We start from the raw sequence: 23,973 nt of genomic DNA on the forward strand, positions 1-23,973 counted from the left end.
TTTTTCAGCGTGGCAAATTTACTGCCCCACAACTTGAGTTCTCTCAGCAACAATTGCGGGCTGTTTCTGGACGTATACTTCATACTCCTTAGCTGGACCTAAGTTAAATTCCCGCTCTAAATCTCTTGTGGTCAGCTTGCGGACATTTCCCGTAACTTGGACGCGGCTACCTTCGGTAATATTCTTGGCTGGCGCGGCACTGACAATCAATATGTCATCGTCCCCAAGCACTTCATTGTTGTCAACCATAAATGCAGTTGGACTGATGACTCTCTCAACATCTCCTTCAATTGCGACTGTGCGACCCAAGAACGGGACTGGGTTTTCGGTAATTTTCTCTAAATTAGGATTGAGAGCTACCTGCGTAGCAACGATAACGGGTTGTTCTCTAATTTCTGCTTCCAAACCAGGATCTAGATCGAAACCGTACTCTTTCTCTACGTCAACGATAGTTAAATCTCGAACTGTACCCGTTACCCGTGTCAGAGTCTCCTCGACAATTGGGACTTTATTGGCATTGACAACCAACACCTCTTGACCGTCGACAAACTCATCGCTTTGAATCGTGAAAGCTTGGGGGCTGACTTGCCTTTGAATGTCGCCGCTGATAGTTACAGTCTTGCCGATGAGATTAGAATTCGATCGATCTGCAACTTCGCTGGTGGTAGTACCAGCTTCGCGACCTGCTGAATCGGAGTCAGTACCAGTACAAGCAGGAAGCACTAAAGCAAACAGTGCTAGGGCGATCGCTGCTTGAGTTTTCCCAAAAACTTGGGTGATGCGATCGCGATGAGAAGCTATGTTGCTAAATTTGTTTATCATGGGCATCTCCTTTTGGTGTTAATGAGAACCAATGTTTTGAAGATAAGCTGCAATAGTGGAAAACTAGTGGAGAGTTTACAGACGCTAGCTTCCAACTCGTTCAAACAGATTAGCGCCCGCATATTGCCAAGAAATTTGCTCAGGATCTTTGCTTTTCGACCATTCCACAAACTCTTTACCATCAGTTTCGTGTTGCGCGATCGCAGTTTCTTCAATTCCTAATCGTTCAGCCAATTGCTGTCTATCCAATAAATCGCTTTGACCATCCGTATTGCTAGATCGATCTGGGCGATCGCTATTGGAATTTTGCTGTAGTTGTGAAACCTGTCTTTTCAAGTTGGTGACTTCGCTGGCGAAATTTTGCTGTAGTTGTGAAACTTGTCTTTTCAAATCGCTGACTTCATCCTTTAAGCCTTCAACCATTATCATGTGGGTTTCGCTCGTAGTAGTTTGACAACGATCTAATCTAAAGTATTCTTCTAGGATGAGATTTACAGCATCAGCAATAGAGTTTAAACCCTGCTGCTCTCTAAACTGTTCTACACGTTGATAAAGCTGCGGGGGAATGTAACCTACAATTTCAGTTTTAGTTGTCATTATCTTAATCTCCTACTAAAGAAGGTAGCAACGCACAATTAGAAAGAGTAAGAATTAGCGATCGCTCTCCTCATCATTCAATTCAATTTCAACATTTGCCCGATCGCCTTCGGTATAGCTTCGCTTACTACCTATTAGTTCATCCCAATCGCAACGGTTTTCTTGAAGAAGATGATAAATACTCTGTTGCACGATATCTTTCATATCTAACCACTGTTGGGAGGACATAGAAGTGGAGCCGTTGAATGAGGGCTGAGGATCGTCAATCAAAACTGTATAGCGATCGCGAATTTGTCTGAGAATACTTGCAATCAGCTTTTGCTGTAATTCAGGAATCACAAAAAAATTTTGATAGAGATCATAAGGTTCTGTAGCTACAACATCTTCAATGATTTCGGCGATCGCAGGCAATGTCAGATAAATTATTTTTTGAGACATTAGATGGCTTTCCTGAATGATGGGGCATTGCAAACAATTGTTGTGCTTGACAAGCTGAAATTGGATGAGCGATCGAACTAAAGTTGCAGTCAAAATTGAAACTTAATCGCTCATTGTTTCTATCGTTACTATTGTTGAAAAGTCAAAACTTACAGCATTTATGACAAAATAACCTGTACTTTTTTGTACTAAATTATTTTTTTCTTTGCATAGAGGGTGTAGGTTTCCATACAGGAACCCTTGTTTTTCTGTCTACGTCTAAAGCTAGGGTATAAAAGTGGAAAACTTGGGTAGAAAGAAGATTAAATCAGTGACCAGTGACCAGTTAGGAGTTGTCAGTTGTCACGGGCGATCGCATAGCATTTTCCGCGCCACGAGTGTTTACTTTGGTCAAGAGCCACTGATAACTAGTCACTGTAAAAGAGGTTAAACTTGAAACGCTCCCAACTACAGCGTTATGGTATTTCTATACTAGCCACCGCAGTAGCACTGCTACTAACACAATGGCTGTGGTGGCAACTTCAACCAACTATTTATCCATTTTTTCTTTCTGCTGTAGCGATTAGTTCTTGGTATGGAGGTATAGGACCAGCACTGGTAGCAATTGCCTTGAGTGCTTTAGCTAGCGAATACTTCTTTCTACCGCCTATTTATACACTGGGTGTAAACTGGCATAGCGTGATGAGGATAGGCTATTTTGTAGCAGTGGCACTACTCATCGTCGCGTTCAACACCCTGTTACGCTCTGCCCAACGGCAAGCCCAACGCGATCGCGCACTTTTGCAGCAAAATCAGGAAAGATTGTACCAGAGCGAACAGCGTTATCGCCTAATGGTGGAAAGAGTGCGTGACTACGCAATTTTCATGTTAGATCCAAACGGGTACATTATCAATTGGAATGTCGGGGCAGAGAGGATTTTTGGTTATCAGGAAGAAGAGATCGTTGGTAAGTCTTGGAAGTGCCTGTTTACGCCTGAAGCAATTGAGCGTAGCTTCCCTGAGCAAGAACTGAGGACAGCAGTAGACAAAGGTATGTCTGGAGACGATCGCTGGTACGCCCGTAAAGATGGTACGCTATTTTGGGCGAACAATCTCATCACCCCCTTACGCGATCGAAACGGCAATCTGCTCGGCTTTACCAAAATTGTGCAGGACTTGACCGATCGCAGACTCGTTGAGGAAGAACGGGAGCAATTACTATTGCGCGAACAAGCAGCACGAGAGTCAGCAGAAGCAGCCAACCGCTCGAAAGATGAATTTTTAGCAATCGTTTCTCACGAACTCCGCACCCCAATGACAGCAATTGTCGGTTGGGGTGGAATGCTAGAAACAGGCAAGCTAGATCGGTCTAAGACTGCTTTAGCAGTTAAAACAATCGCACGAAATGCCAACTTGCAGATGCAACTGATTGACGATCTGCTCGATATTTCCCGTATTGTACGGGGGAATCTCGCGCTGAATTGGAATACTGTCGAACTGGCTTCAGTCGTTACAGCCGCTTTAGAAGTGGTGCGATCGGAGGCAGATACGAAGGGAATCAGCCTGAATTTTAGCCGAAATTTATCCGATCGCTTACCACTTCTTGTCTGGGGAGATCCAAATCGTTTGCAACAGGTGATGTGGAATTTACTTGTAAATGCCATTAAATTTACTCCTGAAGGCGGAAGAGTTGAGGTGCGGCTAGAAAAAGTCAAAAGTCAAAAGTTAAATGTCAAAAATCTTGCCCAAGACCAACTACCAATTACCAATTACCAATTACCAATTACCAACTTTGCTCAAATCCAAGTCACCGATACAGGTATAGGGATCGATCGCGACTTTCTACCAGATGTTTTCGATCGCTTTCGTCAAGCTAACAGTGCGAGTACGAGGGCGCATAAGGGGTTAGGATTGGGTTTAGCGATCGCCCGTCATCTAGTAGAACTACACGGCGGTACAATCGAGGCAGAAAGCTTAGGGAAAGGACATGGGGCAACATTTAGGGTACTTTTGCCTCTGATGAATGCAGTACCGGAAGCTGAGGTAGCGATCGCCAATGGAGGAGAATTCACCGCTCACGCCTTACTTCTCGATCGCTTAAGGATACTAGTGGTAGACGATGAACTTGACGTGCAAATATTACTGAGGACGTGGTTAGAAGAGTCTGGAGCAGAAGTAACGGCTGTTAGCTCGGTAGATGAAGCAATAGAGGTTTTGGAATATTCAAAACCCGATGTACTAGTCAGCGATATTGGTATGCCAGATAAGGATGGTTACGTTTTGATCCGTCATGTTAAACAAATCGAGGCGGATACAGGAGTGAAAATTGGGGTGATAAGCGAAGCTATGCCGAAGGCGATCGCGTTGACGGCTTATGCTAGGGAAGAAGATCGCACTCAGGCTATGCAAGCAGGCTTTCAACTGTATCTAACTAAGCCAGTCGAGCCAAATGAATTGATTGCAGCTATTGCTAGCCTTGCTCAAAGTAGCGAACGACTTTAAAGGTTTTTTGTATTCAGATCGAATTACCGAGTTCTCCACCACTTTTCCACAATTGAAATCTATCCTGAATTGAAAGCTTGAATTAAAGCACAATACTGGATACGCGATCGCTAATCCTAAATAGTATATGAGGGAGCCGAGAAAATTTTTGTGGAGTCAAACTAATAATTCGGCGTTAGTTCGCTTTTTACTATTATTTGCTTCCGGTTGGGCTTTATTACAGCTTTTATCTTACTTTGAAAGTGTCATTTTTATTTTTGTATTTGCGGCGATTTTAGCTTTTTTACTTAGCTATCCTGTTCGTTGGCTCAGTCGTTTCTTACCTCGAATTCTAGCAGTTATTTCTATCTTTGCACTCAGCTTTACGAGTATTACTGGTTTGATAGTTATAGTCAGCTTATCGATTTTTTCTCAAGCCCAACAACTAATTCAAAGCATAACTTTGTTTTTAAATTCTCTTTTGCCATCAATAGAGCGATTAGACAGATTTATGCTGTGTTGGGATATGCAGATAAACTTAAATGTTATTCAACAGCAAATACAAAAAGAAATTGCATCGTTTTATACTAGAAGTTTGACGTATCTTTTCCTACATTCACAAGTATTTTTTACTAATTTTTTGACTCTTATTCTCATAGCTGCCGTGACTTTTTTTATGTTGTTATACGGTCAGAGGCTTTGGCTTTTTGTTCTCGGTCTTTTACCTGTAAGCTCGCACAGCCGTTTTTCTAATCTAGTTGAACGTAAATTTCTAGCTTTTATTAAAGGTCAGTTCGTATTAGTTTTATTTTTATCATTTACTACTTTTGTGGCTTTTCTAGTATTAGAAGTACCATTTCCATTGATATTGTCACTCGCGATCGGATTTACCAATCTCATACCTGGAATTGGAGCGATATTGGGAATTAGTATAGTTTCTTTAGCTGTCTTATCTCAAAGTGTTTGGCTGGCTTTAAAAGTTTTAGGAGTTTGCTTTGTACTTCAGCAAATTCAAGATAACTTGATTGCTCCTAAAGTCATGCAAGATTCAGTCAATCTTAATCCAGTAATTGTTCTGTTTGCTATACTTGTTGGGGCTAGAGTTGCAGGAATATTAGGAGTTTTTTTAGCGATTCCAATTACAGGCATACTCGCTAGTTTTTTTGAAATTGAAGAAATGCAGGCAGAATTATAAGTTTAACTGCGTGTTACGTAGTTTCAGATTAATTGACTTTTTGTTCTGCTTCTATTCGATCGCTTGCTAACTGCTGAGAAACCCATCCAGCAAATCGATTTTCAAAATTATTTGCCATAATTTCCATGATATTATTTGCATAATTCTGACCTGCCTTTTTATACTCCTTGAAATAATGATAGCCAAACTGACTTGTACCACCTAATTGTTCGCATTGCCTAGAGTGTACGAGTTCGTGAGCTAATAACGCCAGTTGACGAGAATCTCTAGGTTTGTACGAGCCTTCTAGATAAATCCGCTGACAATAAGTTTGAGCAACAGCATCAACTTGTCCGATATCTATTTTGAAATCAGCGTACAACCAGCCGTCCATCAGTTTAGTATTGTAGGCGATCGCCACGCGATCGACTAAATCTCCAAAATAGGGGCGTAAATACTGTTTCTGTATATCGTCTAATTCTTGACTGCTGCCGTTATTAGCATACATCCACCGAGCCGCTGCTTGATATGCTACTACACCTGCTTGACCCCATAATTCTTCAGTAACTACTGTTGTATGTTCTCGAAAATGTGGATAACAAGATAGATCGAGCCAATGACAGCGTTCGGACTGAAATAATTGAAGTTTGTAGCTGTGGAAAACTAATATATTTAAAGATAAAAAAATACTCACAAAACTCAAACAAATAATTTTCTTTCTTTTCATGACATGAATTAATAAAATTTGAAATTTATCGAAGCCCCATACTTTAGGCAACTTTGAGTTATAAAATATTCGTGTAGGTCGCCCTTAGTCACTGGCATTTGTCAAATGGCTAATTACCAACGATAAATGACAGCCATAACGTACCTATCTTATGAATCAGCTAGATTGCTATAGAATAGTTTTGCTCTTGAAGGTAGCTCTAAATAGTGCAAAACTCGTGGAGAATTGCAGGTATTAAGGTAAATGAGTAGTGTGGCAAAGTATGCAAAAGCTCAATATTGACAACTCGTGGATTGAGCAAATAGCACGGTTTGGCTATGCAGTTAAAGGAGTGGTTTACTTCATCGTCGGCTTGCTAGCGATGCCTGTAGCCCTTGGCATTGGCAATGAAGCGGCTGGTACGAGTGATGTTCTCCAAATAATCGTGGCGCAGCCATTGGGAAAATTTTTGCTGACGATAGTGGCTGTAGGTTTAACGAGTTATGCAGTTTGGCGTTTCGTTCAAGCGTTTGTAGATCCCGAACATCGAGGCAGTCAGGCAAACAGAGTTATCCCCCGCCTAGGCTATGCGATTAGCGGCGCGAGTTATGCAGGTTTAGCCATGACTGCCATGCAGATTATTGCTGGTGCGGGAAGTCATAGTAGTAGTTGGAGACACGACTGGACGGCACGCTTGCTAGCACAACCTTTCGGTCAATGGCTAGTGGGGATTGTTGGAGTCGTCGTGCTGGGTGTAGGCGTTTCCTTGGCGTATGTAGCCTTTACTCCTAAATTCCGCCAACGGCTGCAATTATCTAAAATGACTACTACCCAGATAAAATGGGTGATGGGCATCGGTAGATTTGGCGTGACTGCCCGTGGCGTTGCTTTCGGTATTATTGGTCTACTTCTGATTCAAGCCGCCGTTCAGTCCGACCCAGATGAAGTTCAAGGGCTAGGTGGGGCGCTGCAAACACTGGCAGAAGAACCCTTTGGTCGATGGCTTTTAGGTATTATTGCAGTTGGTCTTGTCGCATATGCTATCCACTTATCGATCCTGGCACGGTACCGACGCATTAGGATTTAATGGCGATCGCATTTCTTTTTCTACTACTTCACTGTACAATCTCAACTGACCGAGCGATCGCCGCAGCTCTACCCTCATATTTTACTTTTAGATCGGGTTGTAGCTTAACACCCAAATCTTTTTCAATCTCTGCTGCAACAAACTGGCGAATCTTCCCAGTCACTCGCACAGTTTTACCTGCATTAATAGCATCAGTAGCACCAATAACTAATAACTCTTTACCACCAATTAACTCGTCGTCATCCAGCGTGAATGCATTTGGGGTAATAACTTCCGCCACTTTACCGCTGATGGTGACGTTCTTACCGATAAATGGAGTTGGTTCTTCCGCAACTTCCCCTGGTTCTGGTGTTAGGGTAATTGCCGTAGCAATAAGTACGAGCTTACCCCTAAATTCTGCTTCCAACTTCTGGGCTAAATTCAAAGCTAATTGGTTCTCGATTGCCGATTGAGAGAACTGGCGAACCGTTCCTGATACTTGGATGTTGCTGTCATTAACTATAGGAGAACCACTAAGATTTATAACTAGCAACTCTGGATCGTTAAAGAAGCCATCTCCTTCAATAATAAATGCCTTTGGGCTGATGACTTCTTCGATTTCTCCGCTTACTGTCACTGTCTTACCTATCAGGTTGGTATTCGGTCGGTTGGTAATTTTACTAATCGTCGTGCCAGTGTTGGAACTATCTGAGTTAGTTAGATTGCAGGCAGCAAGAGCAAATAGGAGCAACAAGGCTGTGCCATTCTTCCAAATAGTTTGAATTAAGTTGCGATCGCAGGCAAACTCGCACTTAGGGAGGCAATTGTGACTAAGTTTATGCATTGTTATCCAAAATTTTTTCTCAAAATTATTGCTTTATAGACTACTCGATCTACTTCTGTCTTAGGGATGAAGAAGTTTCATCCAAAGTTAGACAAGATACATCGAGCTATTTTTGATTCGGTAACTGTAGCCATGACAGAACCGCGCCCCAGCAATATCATCATTAAGGTCTTTTTGGCAATTGCACTACTCTTTGGTTTCTTCGCGATCGGTGCAATAATCAATTACGCTTCTCAGCAATTCCAACAAAATGAAATAGAAACTGAAGAACCTCAACAAGAGTTATTAAATCGGTGAATCCTTTTACAAAGACCAGCGATCGCAGCAGATAAACTGAGGGTAACTGATAACTGGTCACTGGCAGAGGGTCACTGTATAAAGTTGCCGCTCTCTCCACCAGTTTTCCACTATTTAGATCTATTCTGACTTCAAAGCCAGTACAACCATTGATGTTAAGAAGAAAATTCTGGAGCGAAACTATCTCCTCCCTTAGTCATTGGTCATCGGTCACTTGTGAATTGCTCATGACCGATGACAGCTCTTATACATGAGTTCAAGTTGCCATACGGTAAAAGATTGAATCAGTGAGCTAGAAATGTTGCCACAGAGAAGAAAGGCGATCGCCAAACGCAAGTTTGCCCGTAAATTAGCTTCTTGGGTACTTGTCATTATCCTATTTCTCTCGCTATCGGGGCTTCCGGCTTCGGCGCGAAACACACCAGCCGATATACAAGTTATCGATCGCCAACCAGACCAGCCAGTGAACGAACCAGAGCAATCTGTACCTGCGGCTCCAAGTGCGCCTGGATTAAACGATCCACAAGAGTTTGAAGCATTTGTAGACAATTTCTTTCAAGAGGAGTTGTCGAAAACTCATGTTCCAGGCGGGGTCATCTCTGTGGTGAAAGATGGCAAGCTGTTTTTTGCCAAAGGTTATGGCTATGCCAACTTAGAAAAGAAAATACCAGTTGCAGCAGATAAAACTCTGTTTCGCGTTGCCTCGCTCTCCAAACTGTTTACAGCTACAGCCGCAATGCAGCTATACGAGCGGGGACAGCTGGATATACATGCTGACGTTAACAAATACCTGACGGACTTTCAACTCGAAAATCCTTTTTCTGAGCCAGTCACGGCTGCCAGAATGATGCTGCATACGGACGGTACGACAAAACGGCGGATTGGACTTGCTGCTCGTACTGCCGAGGAAATGGAGCCACTAGGAGACTATCTAGCCGACCACATGCCACCTGTGGTATGGCAACCTGGCGAGTTATACAGTTATTCCAGCCACAGCATTGCTTTGTTGGGCTATCTCGTGGAGAAAATCTCTGGTACTCCCTTCGCTCAATACATCGACAAAAACATTTTTCAACCGCTCCAGATGCGGCGGAGTACTTTTCTCCAGCCGCCGCCACCCCCTTTAGCTGAGGATTTGGCTGTAGGTTATCAGTACCAAAGTGGCAAGTTTAAACCCGTCCCCTATCTGTATCTCAACATTGCTCCAGGTGCATCAATGCAAGCTACGGCAACAGATATGGCTCAATTTATGTTGGCTCACCTGTTGCACAGTCGTTATGAAAACTCCCGCATTTTAGAGGAAGATACAGTGCGGCTAATGCACGAGCAGCACTTCACCCACCATCCCCTATTACCTGGTACTGGCTACAGTTTTCGCGAACGGTTGGAAAACAATATCCGTACAATCGGACACTTAGGTAGTTTGCGGGGATATTCTAGCTCTCTGACCCTACTGCCCGCTCGCAACATCGGTATTTTCATTGCCACTAATAGCTTTAGTGGGATAAATGGCAAGCTATTGACTCAGTTTTTCGATCGCTATTTTCCCGCTCCACAGCAAACATCACCCAAGAAACCTCTGGCTCTAAGCGCAGAGCAGCTAGAACGATTCACTGGAACTTACCGAGATTTGGAATATCCTCGCCATACCTTCGCCAAGCTCACTGCACCGTTTGAACATATTAATATCAAGCGGGGTGACAACGGGACTCTACTCGTTAGCACTCCTGGTTTGTTCTTCATTGGTAATGCCCCAAAGATCCAATTAGCTCCCATCGAACCATTGTTATTCCAGCGAGTCAATGATGATGCTTTCACAGCCTTTGAGCCGGATGAAAGCGGTTGGATTAGGTATGCATTTAATCCTCTGTGGGCTAAAATTGGAGCCTACGAGCATGTACCTTGGTATGAAACAAGTTGGGTACAGTTAGGGATTTTAGGATTTTGTGCAGTCTTATTTCTATCAGCTATCTTTGTATATCCCATTGTGCCTTTAATCCAACGTTTGCGAGGTAAGCGGTTTCAAGTAAAGCAATTGCGTTGGGCTTGGAGATTAGCAGGTTTAATCGGTACTTTAAACTTAGTTTTTCTGATTGGCTTTCCTCTATCAATTTGGCTGTATGGCTTTTGGCGGCTAGTATATGGTGTGCCTGCTGTAGCGATCGCATTTCTTTGCATTCCCCTACTCACCACTGTTTTGACGCTAGGATTGTTTATCTTTACCGCTTTGGCTTGGAAGAATAATTACTGGTCTTTGGTAAAGCGATCTCATTATGCCTTAATTACCCTCGCTGCTTTGATCTTTATTCCCTTCCTGACCTACTGGAATTTATTGGGATTTCAGTTCTAATACCTAATTGATTCAGACCGGAAAACAGGAAGTCAAGCTAACTACTTCTTCAGGCGTAATTTTGCCAGCGATCGCCATTTTCCCCGATTTTTCCACTATTTAATCTTACCGTCGATCGGTAGAGAGTAAGTAGGAGAAAATTGTGTTTAGAAAACTAAATAACGAAAGAGTGAGTTCTCGTTCGACTAAGGGCGGTTCGTTGCGGAGTGCTAAAGGAGCATTTGCCCTAGCCGCGATCGCGATCGCTCTACCTATGGGTTATCTCAATGCCCAAGAAGTCACGCGAACCATCAACAAAAACAATATCATTGCTCAGGCGGATAGAAGAACGCCACAAGAGCGACGCAACGTTACTTCCGAAGAGTTAGCTGATAAATTCAAAGCGTTGGTTGGTAAAAGAGTGACTGTTAGAGGTAGATTTCTGGAGAAAATTGGTAACAACACTTTTACAATTGCTGACGAAGAGTTTCTTGGCGTTGAGCCGATTTTGATCGTAAATCTTTCTGGCAATCCGCTCGATCTCCCCTCTAATGACATAGAAGTGCAAGCAACGGGCGTAGTGCGGAGTTTTTCGCTGGCTGAGATTGCCAAAAGATACAACCAGCAATTCGATCGCGCCACGTATGCCCAATACGAGAACGATCCGGTAATTATTGCCCGCTCAGTTGCCCCAGCACCAGAACCAGAGGAGATTACTAGCAACCCCAGCCCTTATTACAACAGACGGCTTGCCGTACCAGGTAACGTCCAGCGCGTCTATAGCCCTAATGCTTTTGTACTAGAGAACAATTTGCTGGTTTTGAATCCATATCCGAAACAGGCTGCTAGACCAAGAGTGACTCAAGGTGAGAGAGTAGTTGCGACTGGGGTGCTAGATCGGCTGGTTATTGCTGACATAGAACGGGAATACGGCTTTACTTTAGATGCTGGTATACGAAAACAACTGGAAGCTGACTACGCCGACAGACCTGTACTGATTGTCGATAACGTGTATCCATCGGCAGTGGACGAATAGTATAGATGGCGAGTGGGAGTAATCTCGCTCGCACCCAATCGGGTAATTTTTCCTAATTATTTTCCCCATTTATTCATCACATCTTTGACCAAAACTTCTTTGAGCCAAATTTGAACTACAATCAATAGCGGAATAGCAAGAAATAACCCTAGAAATCCGAATAAGCTAGCAAAAACCACTACTGATAATATGGTAAACACAGGCATTAGATTCACCTCGTGTTTCATAATTAAGGGAACTAAAACTAGGCTTTCAAACTGCTGAATTGCAATATAAAGTAATATAACTGCCCCTGCCTTCCAAGGAGCATCAAGCAGGGCGAGCAGAGCTGGTGGAACAACGCTCAAAGTTGGTCCCACATTGGGGATAAACTCTAATAATCCGGCTAAAGCAGCATTGACTAAAGGCAGAGGGACTCCCAAAATTGTCAGCCCGATAAAAGATACTAAACCAATGACGACCATTGCTATGAGAGTTCCTTTAATCCACCCAACTAAGGATGCTTCAGATTCAGACAAAATTTCGTCAATTCGTCGTCGATAAAAGTTAGGAAAAGCTAGAATGAAAACTCTTCGATATTGGGAAGGGTTCACCAATAGCATGACGGTCAGTACCAGAAACAATAAAACGCTCAAAACAACGGTAAGCGAGTTATTTAGAATGACAAAGAAGTTACCTAATAGCTGCGTTATCCATGCTTGAAGCTGTTGGGGAATATTTTCTACTACACGGAGCTGTTCAAAAATTGCTCCTGGAATCGTCGATTGCAGCCAATTCAACCAAGCCGCTATTCTTTCTGATGTTTGGGGCAGTACACCCAGTAATTGTTGTAACTGATCGACAATACGCGGCACGATGAACGCAAAAAAGCTAATAATTAGTGCTAATAAGACTGTAATAGTAATCGCGATCGCAATCCCACGCTTAATGCGGTATCGCTGGATTCGTCGTACAACGCGATTTAAAACTGTTGCTAAGATTACAGCTGCAAACAACAGTAAAACAACTTGTCGAATTTGCCAAAGAATATAAAGAGAGATCGCCAGGGCAAATAAGCCGAGCCATTGACCTAAGCGCACAATACTGCCTCCATAGATTGCTTTTTTGAACGGTTGGCTCTCGCTTATTCCAACCTATACGAGCATCTCTTAGATCGGCGATCGCTCTTTAATGTGGAATCGCGCATACCCACGTTGAATGAAACTCGCCACCAATCATGAGGTGGCGGTTTCTGACTCCCACAACAGAAAGTCATATTTACTGGTCACTGGTCACTTTTTTCTGCACCTGTTAGCGATCTTTATCCACAATTGGACGACCTTCGCTATCTATATCTAACTCTTCTCTACGCACCTGTTCTTGGGTGCTAACCATCTCCTGCTCTACTTCTTTCCTGATTCTGACTTCTTCGCGCAAGACTGCTTCTTTACGAATATCAGGTTTCTCTTCATAGAGATCCACATGGGCAACTTCTCCTTCACGGAAAGTGGCTTCACCAGGAGAAACAGGCTTGCCAGCATTGTCAGGAGTGGTTCGCTCGACGACTACGCGCTCTTTTTCGACGGGAACTGAAACTCTTTGCGTTTCGGCTTCAACGTGTTTGCCAATCGATACTTCTCCAGCTTTTCTGCGGGTTTTGTTAGCAACTAGCCGTTCTTCATACAGTTTGAGTGTATCTTGGTTGCGATCGCCCATATTGTATAGGTCTGGTTCTTGCTCGTAGTTGTAGGTATTGCGATCGTAAGCCGCCCCAGCTACATAAGGCATGGATGCAGCAGATGTCTCTAAAGGTGTTGCCGTATCTGCGCGATCGCGATATACTCCCCGTACTTGTTCTTCATAGTCGTAATCAACCTTCAAATCGTCGCTGAACTCAGGCAGTGCTTCCGCTTGTTCTTTGGTAAAGCCGACAGCATAGACACGGCGATCGCCAGTGTCAATCCGAATCCGTCCTACTGGTAGTAAGACTTGCTTGCCAAAAATCCAAAAACCAGTGTCAACCACCAGATACCGGAAACGTCCTGATTCTTCAACGAGTATGTTTTTAACAGTACCAACTTTTTCATTGTCTAGATCGGAATAGACTTCATAACCTTTGATATCGTTCCCATCAAAAGCATCTTGGTAGTTTGTATCAAAATCTTCTAGTTTGTAAAGTACCATTTGGTATTTATTTCCTAATTCAATTTAACTTAATATCAGGATAGAAGTTCGACTAAGATATCCATCTTTCTAAAGAGAGATTTGCATTTTTAAAAATTTAAATAATTTAGATGAAGATGAAAAAACAAAATTTGGATTTTCTATCAGAAATAATGATAGATAGATTGCGTTTATTTGCCGAAATCAATTTGGTTTATTCCAAAATCACCAGCATTATTACCATATGTCCAGTTCTTATAGCTGTAAGTACGCTATCTTCGACGCTCACCTACATGGCGTTAATTTTATTCAACAAACTGACGGCTTTCAGGCTTTGTTACGAGAAATGGACAAAGCACGAGTTGAAAAATGCGTAATTTTTGGTTTGCCAGTCTCTAAAACATGGTCGGAATGGGAAAACGAGGAGCCAAACTACTATTTGTCTGACGAAGGACGCTGCTATTATTACTCCCTCACTGATGCGATTATTGCTCAGGATTATATGGATTTAAGCGCCGACGATAAAAAGCGAATTATTCCTTTAGTCTGTGGGTTTTCTCCTGTCGATCGCTATGCAGATGTATCGTTACGAGGACGATAATCTGGGCAGTCGATAGCTCGTCTAGTGAGAACTACAGATGGATTTACAGCACACTTGAGATGCGGATTCATGCTATAAAAATGACAGTTTATACAAGGAACTTGATGGAGACGATTCAAGAAATCGCTAGCCAGGTTTTGTTTTCTTTTACGCGAGATCTGAAAAATAATTAGCACTCCTGTTGCTATTGCCAAGTAAACAGGTAAAACAATTCCTATATATTCAACCGCATTTACTAAATCTACTTTTTCTCTATTTAGTTGTCTCCCCTCTGGTTTTTCTTCGATTAAATTTGTTCCCTGCAAACTTTTTGGGTTTACAGTTTCCGAGTGAAGGTTTTTCTGAACGAGTGTATTTTCCATCGAATCTTTGGCATTCATACAATTTGCTCCCCGATGTTAAGAAGTGTCAGGGCAGACGAGATGCCTACCCCACAAAACATTGCATACTAAGCACAAAGACAACAGGGAATTACTGCAACTGACTCAGATCCAAATTTGGTGGTAAGAGAACTTCATTTACTGCATGAATAATTCCATTGCTGGCTTGGATATTTGATTGAATTACTCTGGCATCATTGACTGAAATTTGATTTCCATTTGGATCGATTTGAATATTTACAGGTCTATCGGCAAGCGTTTTCAATTCTCCTGCCGAGAGTTGTTTAGCAGTTTGTTGCCCTGGAACCAAGTGATACATCAAAATTTGCATCAGGACTTCACTATTTTCTGGCTGTTGCAACTTTTTCAAAATTCCTTGAGGGAGAGCTGCAAATGCCTCGTTAGTAGGAGCAAAAACTGTATACGGTCCTCGTTTTTGTAGACTTTCTGCTAGTCCTGTAGCTTTAAGTAAAGAAGTCAACGTAGAAAAAGATTGGTTTGATGTTGCTACTGCAACCAAGTTATTTGCAGCTGTCGTACCAGAAGTTTGAGGAGTTTGAGTATTTGGGGTGGTTTGACTCACATTACTATTGCGACCCACAATATATTGAGTTGCTGCCACATTACTAGCTAGAGGTTGCACCTGTCCTAGCCGTACCAAAGCTTGATACAAGTGAGCTGCGGCTTCTGCTCGTGTCAGAGGTTGTTGGGGATTGAGTTGTCTAATATTGGGATAGTTGACAACCAGGTTAGCTTGGGTTGCGGCGGCGACTTCACTTGTAGCATAAGCTGGAACTGCTTCAGCATCTAAATAAGAAGTACTGATAACATTTTGGAGAGAACGGTCGGCTTTCAAATTCAAGCCATCTGCTAAAGCAATTATCGCCTGTAACTTAGTAATGTCTTCTGCTGGCTGAAAAGCTCCTCCAGGTACGCCTCCCATAAACCCTGTTTCGTATGCTTCCTCAATCGCAGCAGCTGCCCAGTAGTCAGGTGGGACATCATTAAATCCAGGTTCAGCTAACTGCCGCACGCGATTTTGATTAAAAGCTTTTTGAATCATGGCAGCAAATTCAGCCCGCTGCACGGGTTGTTCTGGTCTGAAAGTGCCGTTGGGAAAACCAGTAATGATGTTTCTAGCTGCTAGGGCTTGAATAAATGGTTGCGCCCAGTAGTCAGCCCCAACATCAGAAAAGTTAGTCGTTGCGCCTTGAGTGGGGGATGGAGAAGCAGGAGTTGCAGAATCTTGTGCGAAGGCAGATTGAGAAATTGCGATTGGACTAACGACACCAACTGACACTCCGAAAGCAAGCATAGCGGCACTTAAAGCAGACGAGCGACGAAATAAACTCTTCATGGAATCCTTTTTTGCGGTATTTTAGTTAAATTTGGATTATGTTTGATAAATTTAAAATCAACTTAAATAATCCACGAGCGACCTAGATCGCATCAACTGTTGAATCAGTTGAATCAAGTGTTGAAATAGCTATCTTCTTGAGGTTAAGTTGTAATAGTGGAAAACTGGTGGAGAAATTGAAGTTGTCTTTAACTGCTACTACGTAACTTACCGAGCGGCACAAACTTTATCGAGCTTGAAACAAAAACAAGTATCAAAAGTTATATACTGTTATCTATATAGCGTTAGGTTTGTCTCGCTTTAGATATCGATTTATAAAATTAAATGAATATCTCACACCGAATCGTATTTATTTGCAATTAACTTCTAGGCGATCGCAGTGAACGTTTCCATGTAGAGACATTACATGTAACGTCTCTACATGGGCAATCGATTTCACAATTTATCTAGGATTGCTATAGCAATGAAAAGTTTTGTGAGTGAAGAAGAGATGCGTTAGTTAAGAAATAATCGATCCAAGTTTGCTTTATCGGGAGCTTGCTTTATTTGCTCCTTTAACTCTTCTAAGAGTTGACACAGACGCAGACAATAAGTAGAGCGATGCTCCAGAGGAGCCGCTTCGCTAACGCCGTTTTTATCTTCTAATAAAGACTCGATCTCTTGAGCTAATTGCGAAGCTTGAGCAAAACCAAAACTACCTAAAGCACCTGCAAGTTTGTGAGCTTCTCGCACAGCCTGTTTTTGTATTCCATTGTCGAGCGTACCGCGACATAAAGCTTCCACCGCTTGTTCTAACACCGCAAGGCGATCGCCAATTCCTGCTATAAAAACTTCCCTAAACTTAACGACTACCGATAGAATTTCTTGTTGCATCTCATTCAAATCCGACACAGTTGATTCTGGATGAGATGTTTCCGACTCTAGAGGTTTGAGGCGATATCCCAAACCGTAGACTGTCTCAATCAAATCGCTGGGCGCACCTGCGGTTTTAAGTTTGTGGCGCAAGCTTTTGATGTAAGATTTGATTGTATTTTCTTGCGGTGGGTCTTCTAAATTCCACAGGCGATCGACGATCGCGCTGCGGCTAAACGTGCGCCGAGGGCTGCGGAGAAACAACTCTAACAGCGCGTATTCTCTGGGAGTTAAATGTAAGGCTTGCTGTCCGTATGTCGCCTCGCAACTACTTGGATCGAGCCGCAGATCGCCCCATTCTAATACTGGTGGTAAAGCGGTACTACCTCGACGCAATAAAGCACGAACGCGAGCAATTAATTCGGGAAAATCAAACGGTTTGACGACGTAATCATCCGCACCAGCATCTAATCCCACAACTTTATCAGAGCTGGTATCTTTTGCTGTCAGCATTAAAATCGGTATGCGATCGCCTTTTTGCCTCAGTTGCCGACATAAACTCATACCATCTAATTTGGGCAACATCACATCAAGCAAAATTAAATCGTAACTGAATGCTGTGGCTAATTCCCAGCCCTCTTGACCGTCAGCGGCAATATCAACCAGACAATGCTGCTGTTGTGATAGCGTTGCGGCAACAGCTTGAGCTATAGAATTATCGTCCTCAACCACCAGAATCTTCATTGGCGATCGCCTACCTCTAGATAAATTGTTCGTGATAACAGTAGACTCTCTAACTCCAATAAAGACTTTTTTAGCTGCATCAAACATCTATCAAAAGTAACGCCAGCTCATTTATAGATGTATGCGATAACACTCAAAAACGCAGATAAAGCATAGAAACACTCTAGCTCAGAGTTTTCCAGCCATTTTAGCCAAGCTCGTAACCACAGCCACTAACTCAGCCGCCCTAATTGGTTTAGCGACGTGGAGCTGAAAACCTTCTGCTAGAGCCTTGGTGTAATCTTCTTGCCTGGCATATCCCGTCAAAGCTACGGCGGGAATAGTTCCGCCCATTTGGGGTTCCAATTCTCTAATTTTCCGGATCAGCGTGTAGCCGTCTTCCCCTGGCATTCCAATATCGCTGATGAGTACGTCTGGTCTGTGTTGTTCTATTACCTCTAGTGCCTTGCCCACTGAAGCAACAGCAATGACTTCTGCGCCTGACTCTTCCAGTACGACTGTAATCCACTGTCGCGCATCAGCTTCATCATCCACAACCAATACTCGCAAGCCACGTAGGGAAGGGGCTGGGGGTTGGAGGCTAGGGGCTGAAGGATTTTCTTCTCCTGTTTCCCCTGCTCTAGATACTCTTTCTGAAACGGGGAGTTCGATTGTAAATGTAGTCCCTTGTCCTCTGCCTGAACTATCGACTCGAATTGTGCCATTGTGGAGTTCTACTAGGTGGCGGGCGATCGCCAAACCCAAGCCCAAGCCTTTATTCGATCTCGCACTAGTACTATCTGCCTGACGAAAGCGATCGAAAACATTCGGTAAAAAGTCGCGATCGATCCCTATACCTGTGTCGATGACTTGGATTTGAGCAAAGTTGGTAATTGGTAATTGGTAATTGGTAGTTGGTAGTTGGTCTTGGGCAAGATTTTTGACATTTAACTTTTGACTTTTGACTTTTTCTAGCCGCACCTCAACTCTTCCGCCTTCAGGAGTAAATTTAATTGCATTGGAAAGTAGATTCCACACCACTTGTTGCAAGCGTTCTGAGTCACCCCAGATGATGTGTGAGCGATCGCTTTCTCCCGACTCCTCTGTACGGGCGCACAGCCGTGCGCCCCTACCGATTCCCGACTCCCGCACAAACTCCAAATCTATTGCTTTCTCATTTGCGGCTGGCTGTACGACTTCAATTGCTGCGGTGATGACTCTAGCAAGATCGACTCTAGCAAAATTGAGTGAAATATCTCCTCTGACAATGCGGGAAATATCGAGCAGGTCTTCAATCAGTTGCATTTGCAAGTTAGCATTGCGCTCGATTGTTTCCACTGCTAAAGCCGCTCGATTATCATCTAGCATACCCGATCGCAACATCCCAGCCCAACCCACGATCGCTGTCATTGGAGTGCGTAATTCGTGGGAAACCACAGCCAAAAAATCATCCTTGGCGCGATTGGCTGCTTCTGCCTCAGCGCGGGCAGCTTGTTCGCGTACTAGCAATTCCTCTCGTTCTTCTTCAGCTAGCTTGCGCTGAGTAATATCTTGCATGATTTTGGCAAAACCCCGCAGATTTCCCTTCTCATCTCGCAAGACGGTGATAATGCAATGAGTCCAAATGTACGTCCCATCCTTGCGAATGTGCCAGCGATTCTCTCTCGAAAAACCTTCGGCGATCGCCATTTGCAGCACTTGTGCGTGTAAGCCTTGCTGTATTGCCTCTGATGTAAAAATCCGTGCAAAAGGTTGACCGAGAATTTCTGCCTCAGAGTAGCCTAGCATCCGCTCCGAACCGACATTCCAACTTGCAAAGATCCCGTTTGGGTCTAGCATGAAAATGGCATATTCGGTGACTCCTTCTACTAATATGCGGTAGCGTTCTTCGCTGCGGCGGAGATTTTCTTGACTTTGGCGTAAAAACTCATAATTTTGTTCTGCTTCTCGCGCATTACGTTCGGCTCGGTGCTGAGTCGAGCGCAGCCTGGAGTTGAGAAAGCTAATGAATCCTGCTACTAGTCCAAATTGAATCAGCCCGACAATTCCATCTCGACCAGGTAACGACGAATAAAGTGGGGGGACAAAGAAGTGGTTGCATAGTACGGCAGCTAAAACAGTCGCCAGCAATCCTGGTCCAATACCACCATACCAAGAACTCGCCATTACCGCAGCTAGGAATAGCGGATAAAGGTGAGGTTGGATCAATCCCCATACTAGTTGTGTTAAGAGAAAAGCAATGGCGACGGCAACAACAGCAACACCGTAGCCCTTAAGGTGACGGATCGAACTGAGCATATTCTGCGGTTTGGGCTAGCTTTTCTATGTTGGCGCAACAGGTTGATTCATGACAGGTAATTTCTTTTTCATCTTTATCTGCCCGACTTTTCCACTTTTGCGCTTTAGCTTAGGAAACGTAAGGTTCGTAAGACCTACGCCTTTTCTGAAGTTCGACAGTCGTATAGGTAGTATATCTCACACACTCCTGCTCAGTGCAGGCACTAACTTTAGAGTCAGCAGCACTCACTGTCTGTATGACTCTAAATCTAACAACCCAGCAACATTCATCAAGGTGGCGATCGCTATCCTTTGAATAATTGCTTTTGTGTTGGTGCATCTGACTGGTTCGCACTGCCTGTACTTCTGTCGTGCCAGATGAGGCAAATTCAACCTCTATCTAGTGGCAGATGTTTTCAGGCGATCGCCCAATTCATATTTTCCGCCTCACTCCAGCACTAGCCTTGCGTTGGAGTAGTTTGAGTATCATCTTGTTTGTCGTCACGGCAGCAGCTATTAGTACCTTTTACCAAGTTATTCACGGATACAAGCGATCGTGGATTTTTGATGCCGCAGTCTATTCTGAACAAGCGTGGCAAATTATGTTGTTTTTAGTTTATTTTGTCGCAATTCCTCTCGGTACATTTCTGATCCACGAACTTATACACGGTTTGGCTTTCATTGCCTTTGGTGGTAAACCGCGATCTGGAATAGGAATCGAACATTTTCTTCCCTACGCTTACACGACTGCACCGAGAAGGCGTTTTTCTCGCAATGCTTTTTTAGTCATTTCGCTGACTCCTTTATTTATCGTTAACGCGATCGCTATACTTCTACTAGCCGTTTTGCCTCAAGCACCTTGGTTAGGCTGGATAGTCATTCTCAATACTGCTGGTGCGAGTGGCGATATTTGGATTGCAACGCTACTGCTGCGCTGTCCGCGATCGGTTACAGTGGAAGACCGTAAGACAGGAGTAGCAATTTATGCGCCTCCCGATCTCGATGCTCGTTCCCTACCTTTTCGACCAAGTGGCAAGGCTAAATCTACATTCCAAAAATGGCTAGATTTGACCGTTTTAGTGCTTGGATTAATTGTTTTCGTAAGTTTTCTCTTGCCTATATTATTCGATATTTTGAACGTGCCTTCATTTATGGTTGGCACGGATTCGTTACAGCTTTTGAATTGGGAAAATAGTCCCAAAGGTTTCGGAATCTCGTTTAACCCGTGGTTATGGATAGCGATCGCTACCGTACTGAGTTTAGTCGGAGTGTTGTTTATATCAATGGGCGATCGCTAAAGCTCATACAACCATTCTGTTCAAACGTTTTAACTCTCCACCACTTTTCCACTTTTGGTCCTTAATATTATAGGGAGCAGGGAGTAGGGAAGAAGAAATGCGCTAAAAGGGTTTGAAGCTTAACTTCAATAATGATAGTTATGTCGAGAGTCGGAGTCCGAGACATGACATGATAAATCGATATTTCAATTTTTGTATTATTCTATTTCAATAAATCAAAACTTTTTCAGGCAAAAATAGCCAGCAACAACATTAACGCAACGCTTAATCAAGTCGCAGGATGCTTGAAATTGAGAAGGAGAAGAAAATAGTGACAAGCAAACGAATTTTAGTCATTGATGACGAAGACGATATTCTAAAATTAGTTCAAACCTGCTTAGAAATTATGGGGGGATGGCAGGTAATAACCGCTCATTCAGGTCGGGAAGGCTTAAACTTAGCTCAAGATAACCAACCAGATGCAATTCTCTTGGATGTCATGATGCCAGATGAAGATGGCTTATCTACTTTAAAAAAACTGCAATCTAATACAATAACTAGCAACATTCCTGTTATTTTACTAACGGCTAGAGGGCGCTTTGTCGAGCAAAAATTTACTCAATTAGGTGTTAGAGGTGTACTCAACAAACCGTTTAATCCTTTAAAGCTTGCCGAACAAGTAGAGGCGGCTTTGGCTTAAAATAAAAATATTGAGTGCGAACCTAACCAAATTGCAGATTATAGATAGAAATAGCAAGAGCAATCTAAAAATTTAGAACTATATTATTTGTTATTTATTGAGATTTTAAATTCGAGCGACATCAAAGTCACTTGTTTAATATTACGAGAATGATAATCGCTAATCGTAATGTAATTTACATATTAAATCAGTTCCATATCCTTCTAGGGGATGAGAAGAAAAAGATAGCAGCATCGCTAGCATAGTGACCGATCGCAGGTGTCACGCAGTCTACAAAAACTCAATTTTTGGTGAAAATTAGCGACAAAAAATTTAGAATTGACTGCGATATTTTTTCATCTGTCGCAGCAGCGATCGCGAGTGCTGTAGTAGTGACAAGCTTGGTACTGGTTTCAAATTAGCTTGTTAAGAAAGCTGATGAATCGATTATTTAGGAGTATTTGTAATGAAAGCAGTTGTTTTTCATGGAATTGGAGACATTCGGCTGGATGACGTACCAGAACCCAAAATTCAGGACTCAACAGATGCGATCGTGCGGCTGACCTCAAGCGCAATTTGCGGTACAGATCTGCACATGATTCGCGGCACATTTACAGGGATGAAACCTGGGACAATTTTGGGACATGAAGGTATTGGCATTATTGAAGAAATTGGCTCAAATGTACGGAATTTTAAAGTCGGCGATCGCGTTGTAATTCCTTCAACAATCGCCTGCGGCTACTGTTCTTATTGCCGTTCGGGATATCATTCTCAGTGCGATAACTCTAACCCCAATGGCAGTAGTGCAGGAACGGCTTTTTTCGGTGGTCCACAAGAGACTGGTCCGTTTAACGGCTTGCAAGCAGAATACGCTCGGATTCCCTTTGCCAATGCAGGATTAGTCAAGCTACCAAATGAGGTGACAGACGACCAAGCCATCCTCCTGTCTGATATTTTTCCTACTGGTTATTTTGGCGCTGAGATCGCCGAGATCGAACCAGGAGATACAGTAGCGGTGTTTGGTTGCGGTCCGGTGGGAATGTTTGCGATCGCTAGTGCCCAGCTATTAGGTGCAGGACGTATCATTGCTGTGGATACAATTGGGTCACGCTTAGAAATGGCACGCGAAATCGGTGCGGAAGTTATTGATTTCAATGCTGAAGACCCTGTAGAGATAATTCAGCAACTCACAGGGGGAATTGGCGTAGATCGGGCAATTGATGCTGTAGGTGTAGATGCAAATGCTCCCGATCGCGGTCCCGCTGCCGAAAAAGCAAAACAACAGGCACAGCAGTTCCAGCAGGAGTTACAGCAAATTGCACCGCAAACCAATCCCCAAAACGGTAACTGGCATCCTGGTAATGCTCCTTCTCAAGCGTTAGAGTGGTGCGTTCAAGCGTTAGCCAAAGCCGGAACGCTTTCGATTATTGGCGTTTATCCACCAACTCACAAGTTTTTCCCGATTGGCATGGCGATGAACAAAAATCTGACGATGAACATGGGGAACTGCAACCATCGCAACTATATTCCGATATTGGTGGATCTAGTTCGGAACGGCACGGTAGACCCTACCAAAGTCTTAACTCAAGTTGGACCGCTCGTGTCTGTTATTGATGCATACAAGGCATTTGACCGACGAGAACCAGGTTGGGTAAAAGTAGAATTAGTCCCAGGAGTTGCAGCCTAGTTTATTTAATATCTGGGGTTAAGCCGCGATCGCCTGCTTTCTCAGGAGAGTAGCATGAATAGTATCACCTGTTCCAAAGACCGCTTATCTTGGGTGTGGCTGGCGATCGAGCAATTCAGTTTAAACACCCGCAAAAGTCAGTTTTTCGGGCGATCGAGAATGGGGTCAATCTATTGCGTCCCACCAGCAGTGGCATCTCCATTGCTTTCGATAAACTGAATTATTATAT

At 43.3% G+C, this 23,973-nt stretch carries 23 protein-coding genes; 11 read left to right on the forward strand and 12 right to left on the reverse strand.

Annotated elements, in window-relative coordinates:
• Positions 1-18: 18 nt before the first annotated feature.
• The 3 genes from C7Y66_RS09175 to C7Y66_RS09185 all read right to left on the reverse strand — a co-directional run bounded on the left by C7Y66_RS09175 (position 19) and on the right by C7Y66_RS09185 (position 1,857).
• Positions 19-822: a hypothetical protein gene (locus C7Y66_RS09175; protein WP_106545334.1), complete on the reverse strand. Its 804-nt coding sequence runs from the start codon at positions 820-822 to the stop codon at positions 19-21.
• An 84-nt stretch (positions 823-906) separates the two neighbouring features.
• Positions 907-1,419, reverse strand: a complete 513-nt coding sequence (locus tag C7Y66_RS09180) for a hypothetical protein (protein WP_106545335.1) — start codon at positions 1,417-1,419, stop codon at positions 907-909.
• Between the two features lie 54 nt (positions 1,420-1,473).
• Positions 1,474-1,857, reverse strand: coding sequence for a hypothetical protein (locus C7Y66_RS09185; RefSeq protein ID WP_146149761.1), 384 nt, complete (start codon positions 1,855-1,857; stop codon positions 1,474-1,476).
• Positions 1,858-2,289: 432 nt separating this feature from the next.
• Between C7Y66_RS09185 and C7Y66_RS09190 the strand changes: the two genes are divergently transcribed.
• Together C7Y66_RS09190 and C7Y66_RS09195 are read left to right on the forward strand one after the other, a co-directional pair.
• Positions 2,290-4,338: an ATP-binding protein gene (locus tag C7Y66_RS09190; RefSeq protein ID WP_106545337.1), complete on the forward strand. Its 2,049-nt coding sequence runs from the start codon at positions 2,290-2,292 to the stop codon at positions 4,336-4,338.
• 127 nt (positions 4,339-4,465) lie between these two features.
• On the forward strand, positions 4,466-5,512 hold the full coding sequence (locus C7Y66_RS09195; protein ID WP_106545338.1) for an AI-2E family transporter: 1,047 nt from the start codon (positions 4,466-4,468) through the stop codon (positions 5,510-5,512).
• A gap of 28 nt (positions 5,513-5,540) precedes the next feature.
• Here C7Y66_RS09195 and C7Y66_RS09200 read toward each other — a convergent pair whose 3' ends face one another.
• Positions 5,541-6,218, reverse strand: coding sequence for a DUF4157 domain-containing protein (locus C7Y66_RS09200; RefSeq protein ID WP_106545365.1), 678 nt, complete (start codon positions 6,216-6,218; stop codon positions 5,541-5,543).
• Positions 6,219-6,468: 250 nt separating this feature from the next.
• Between C7Y66_RS09200 and C7Y66_RS09205 the strand changes: the two genes are divergently transcribed.
• The gene (locus C7Y66_RS09205; RefSeq protein ID WP_233222597.1) at positions 6,469-7,284 is read left to right on the forward strand and encodes a DUF1206 domain-containing protein; all 816 of its coding nucleotides are present in this window, start codon (positions 6,469-6,471) and stop codon (positions 7,282-7,284) included.
• 28 nt (positions 7,285-7,312) lie between these two features.
• Here C7Y66_RS09205 and C7Y66_RS09210 read toward each other — a convergent pair whose 3' ends face one another.
• Entirely contained in the window at positions 7,313-8,107 is a 795-nt protein-coding gene (locus C7Y66_RS09210; RefSeq protein WP_106545340.1) for a hypothetical protein, read from the reverse strand.
• Positions 8,108-8,173: 66 nt separating this feature from the next.
• On the opposite strand from C7Y66_RS09210, the gene C7Y66_RS30475 reads away from it, so the two are divergent.
• The 3 genes from C7Y66_RS30475 to C7Y66_RS09220 all read left to right on the forward strand — a co-directional run bounded on the left by C7Y66_RS30475 (position 8,174) and on the right by C7Y66_RS09220 (position 11,769).
• Positions 8,174-8,404 carry a hypothetical protein gene (locus tag C7Y66_RS30475; protein ID WP_146149762.1) on the forward strand — a complete coding sequence of 77 codons (231 nt, stop codon included), beginning with the start codon at positions 8,174-8,176 and terminating at the stop codon, positions 8,402-8,404.
• 298 nt (positions 8,405-8,702) lie between these two features.
• A complete protein-coding gene (locus C7Y66_RS09215; protein ID WP_199197334.1) occupies positions 8,703-10,754 on the forward strand; it encodes a serine hydrolase in 2,052 nt (683 codons plus the stop codon).
• Positions 10,755-10,896: 142 nt separating this feature from the next.
• Positions 10,897-11,769: a hypothetical protein gene (locus tag C7Y66_RS09220; protein ID WP_146149763.1), complete on the forward strand. Its 873-nt coding sequence runs from the start codon at positions 10,897-10,899 to the stop codon at positions 11,767-11,769.
• A 56-nt stretch (positions 11,770-11,825) separates the two neighbouring features.
• Here C7Y66_RS09220 and C7Y66_RS09225 read toward each other — a convergent pair whose 3' ends face one another.
• Entirely contained in the window at positions 11,826-12,848 is a 1,023-nt protein-coding gene (locus C7Y66_RS09225; RefSeq protein ID WP_106545342.1) for an AI-2E family transporter, read from the reverse strand.
• Between the two features lie 211 nt (positions 12,849-13,059).
• Positions 13,060-13,932 (reverse strand): DUF2382 domain-containing protein, encoded by an 873-nt coding sequence (locus C7Y66_RS09230; protein WP_106217966.1) that lies wholly within the window; start codon positions 13,930-13,932, stop codon positions 13,060-13,062.
• Between the two features lie 223 nt (positions 13,933-14,155).
• Between C7Y66_RS09230 and C7Y66_RS09235 the strand changes: the two genes are divergently transcribed.
• The gene (locus tag C7Y66_RS09235) at positions 14,156-14,512 is read left to right on the forward strand and encodes a hypothetical protein (RefSeq protein WP_199197335.1); all 357 of its coding nucleotides are present in this window, start codon (positions 14,156-14,158) and stop codon (positions 14,510-14,512) included.
• Here C7Y66_RS09235 and C7Y66_RS09240 read toward each other — a convergent pair.
• From C7Y66_RS09240 to C7Y66_RS30985, 5 genes are all read right to left on the reverse strand, one after another.
• Positions 14,482-14,892, reverse strand: coding sequence for a hypothetical protein (locus C7Y66_RS09240; protein ID WP_106545343.1), 411 nt, complete (start codon positions 14,890-14,892; stop codon positions 14,482-14,484). The two genes, C7Y66_RS09235 and C7Y66_RS09240, sit on opposite strands and share 31 nt — an antisense overlap.
• Before the next feature lie 91 nt (positions 14,893-14,983).
• A complete protein-coding gene (locus C7Y66_RS09245; protein ID WP_106545344.1) occupies positions 14,984-16,249 on the reverse strand; it encodes a fasciclin domain-containing protein in 1,266 nt (421 codons plus the stop codon).
• A gap of 495 nt (positions 16,250-16,744) precedes the next feature.
• Positions 16,745-17,932 (reverse strand): response regulator, encoded by a 1,188-nt coding sequence (locus C7Y66_RS09250; protein ID WP_106545345.1) that lies wholly within the window; start codon positions 17,930-17,932, stop codon positions 16,745-16,747.
• Between the two features lie 81 nt (positions 17,933-18,013).
• Positions 18,014-20,122 carry an ATP-binding protein gene (locus C7Y66_RS09255; protein ID WP_106545346.1) on the reverse strand — a complete coding sequence of 703 codons (2,109 nt, stop codon included), beginning with the start codon at positions 20,120-20,122 and terminating at the stop codon, positions 18,014-18,016.
• Positions 20,123-20,347: 225 nt separating this feature from the next.
• Positions 20,348-20,488, reverse strand: coding sequence for a hypothetical protein (locus C7Y66_RS30985; protein ID WP_158265893.1), 141 nt, complete (start codon positions 20,486-20,488; stop codon positions 20,348-20,350).
• Positions 20,489-20,511: 23 nt separating this feature from the next.
• Between C7Y66_RS30985 and C7Y66_RS09260 the strand changes: the two genes are divergently transcribed.
• The 4 genes from C7Y66_RS09260 to C7Y66_RS30990 all read left to right on the forward strand — a co-directional run bounded on the left by C7Y66_RS09260 (position 20,512) and on the right by C7Y66_RS30990 (position 23,963).
• A complete protein-coding gene (locus C7Y66_RS09260; RefSeq protein ID WP_106545347.1) occupies positions 20,512-21,399 on the forward strand; it encodes a DUF3267 domain-containing protein in 888 nt (295 codons plus the stop codon).
• 310 nt (positions 21,400-21,709) lie between these two features.
• The gene (locus C7Y66_RS09265) at positions 21,710-22,078 is read left to right on the forward strand and encodes a response regulator (RefSeq protein WP_106545348.1); all 369 of its coding nucleotides are present in this window, start codon (positions 21,710-21,712) and stop codon (positions 22,076-22,078) included.
• Between the two features lie 445 nt (positions 22,079-22,523).
• Positions 22,524-23,744: a zinc-dependent alcohol dehydrogenase gene (locus C7Y66_RS09270; protein ID WP_106545349.1), complete on the forward strand. Its 1,221-nt coding sequence runs from the start codon at positions 22,524-22,526 to the stop codon at positions 23,742-23,744.
• Between the two features lie 54 nt (positions 23,745-23,798).
• Entirely contained in the window at positions 23,799-23,963 is a 165-nt protein-coding gene (locus C7Y66_RS30990) for a hypothetical protein (RefSeq protein WP_158265894.1), read from the forward strand.
• Positions 23,964-23,973 lie beyond the last annotated feature (10 nt).

Source organism: Chroococcidiopsis sp. CCALA 051 (assembly GCF_003015105.1).
GTDB lineage: Bacteria > Cyanobacteriota > Cyanobacteriia > Cyanobacteriales > Chroococcidiopsidaceae > Chroococcidiopsis > Chroococcidiopsis thermalis.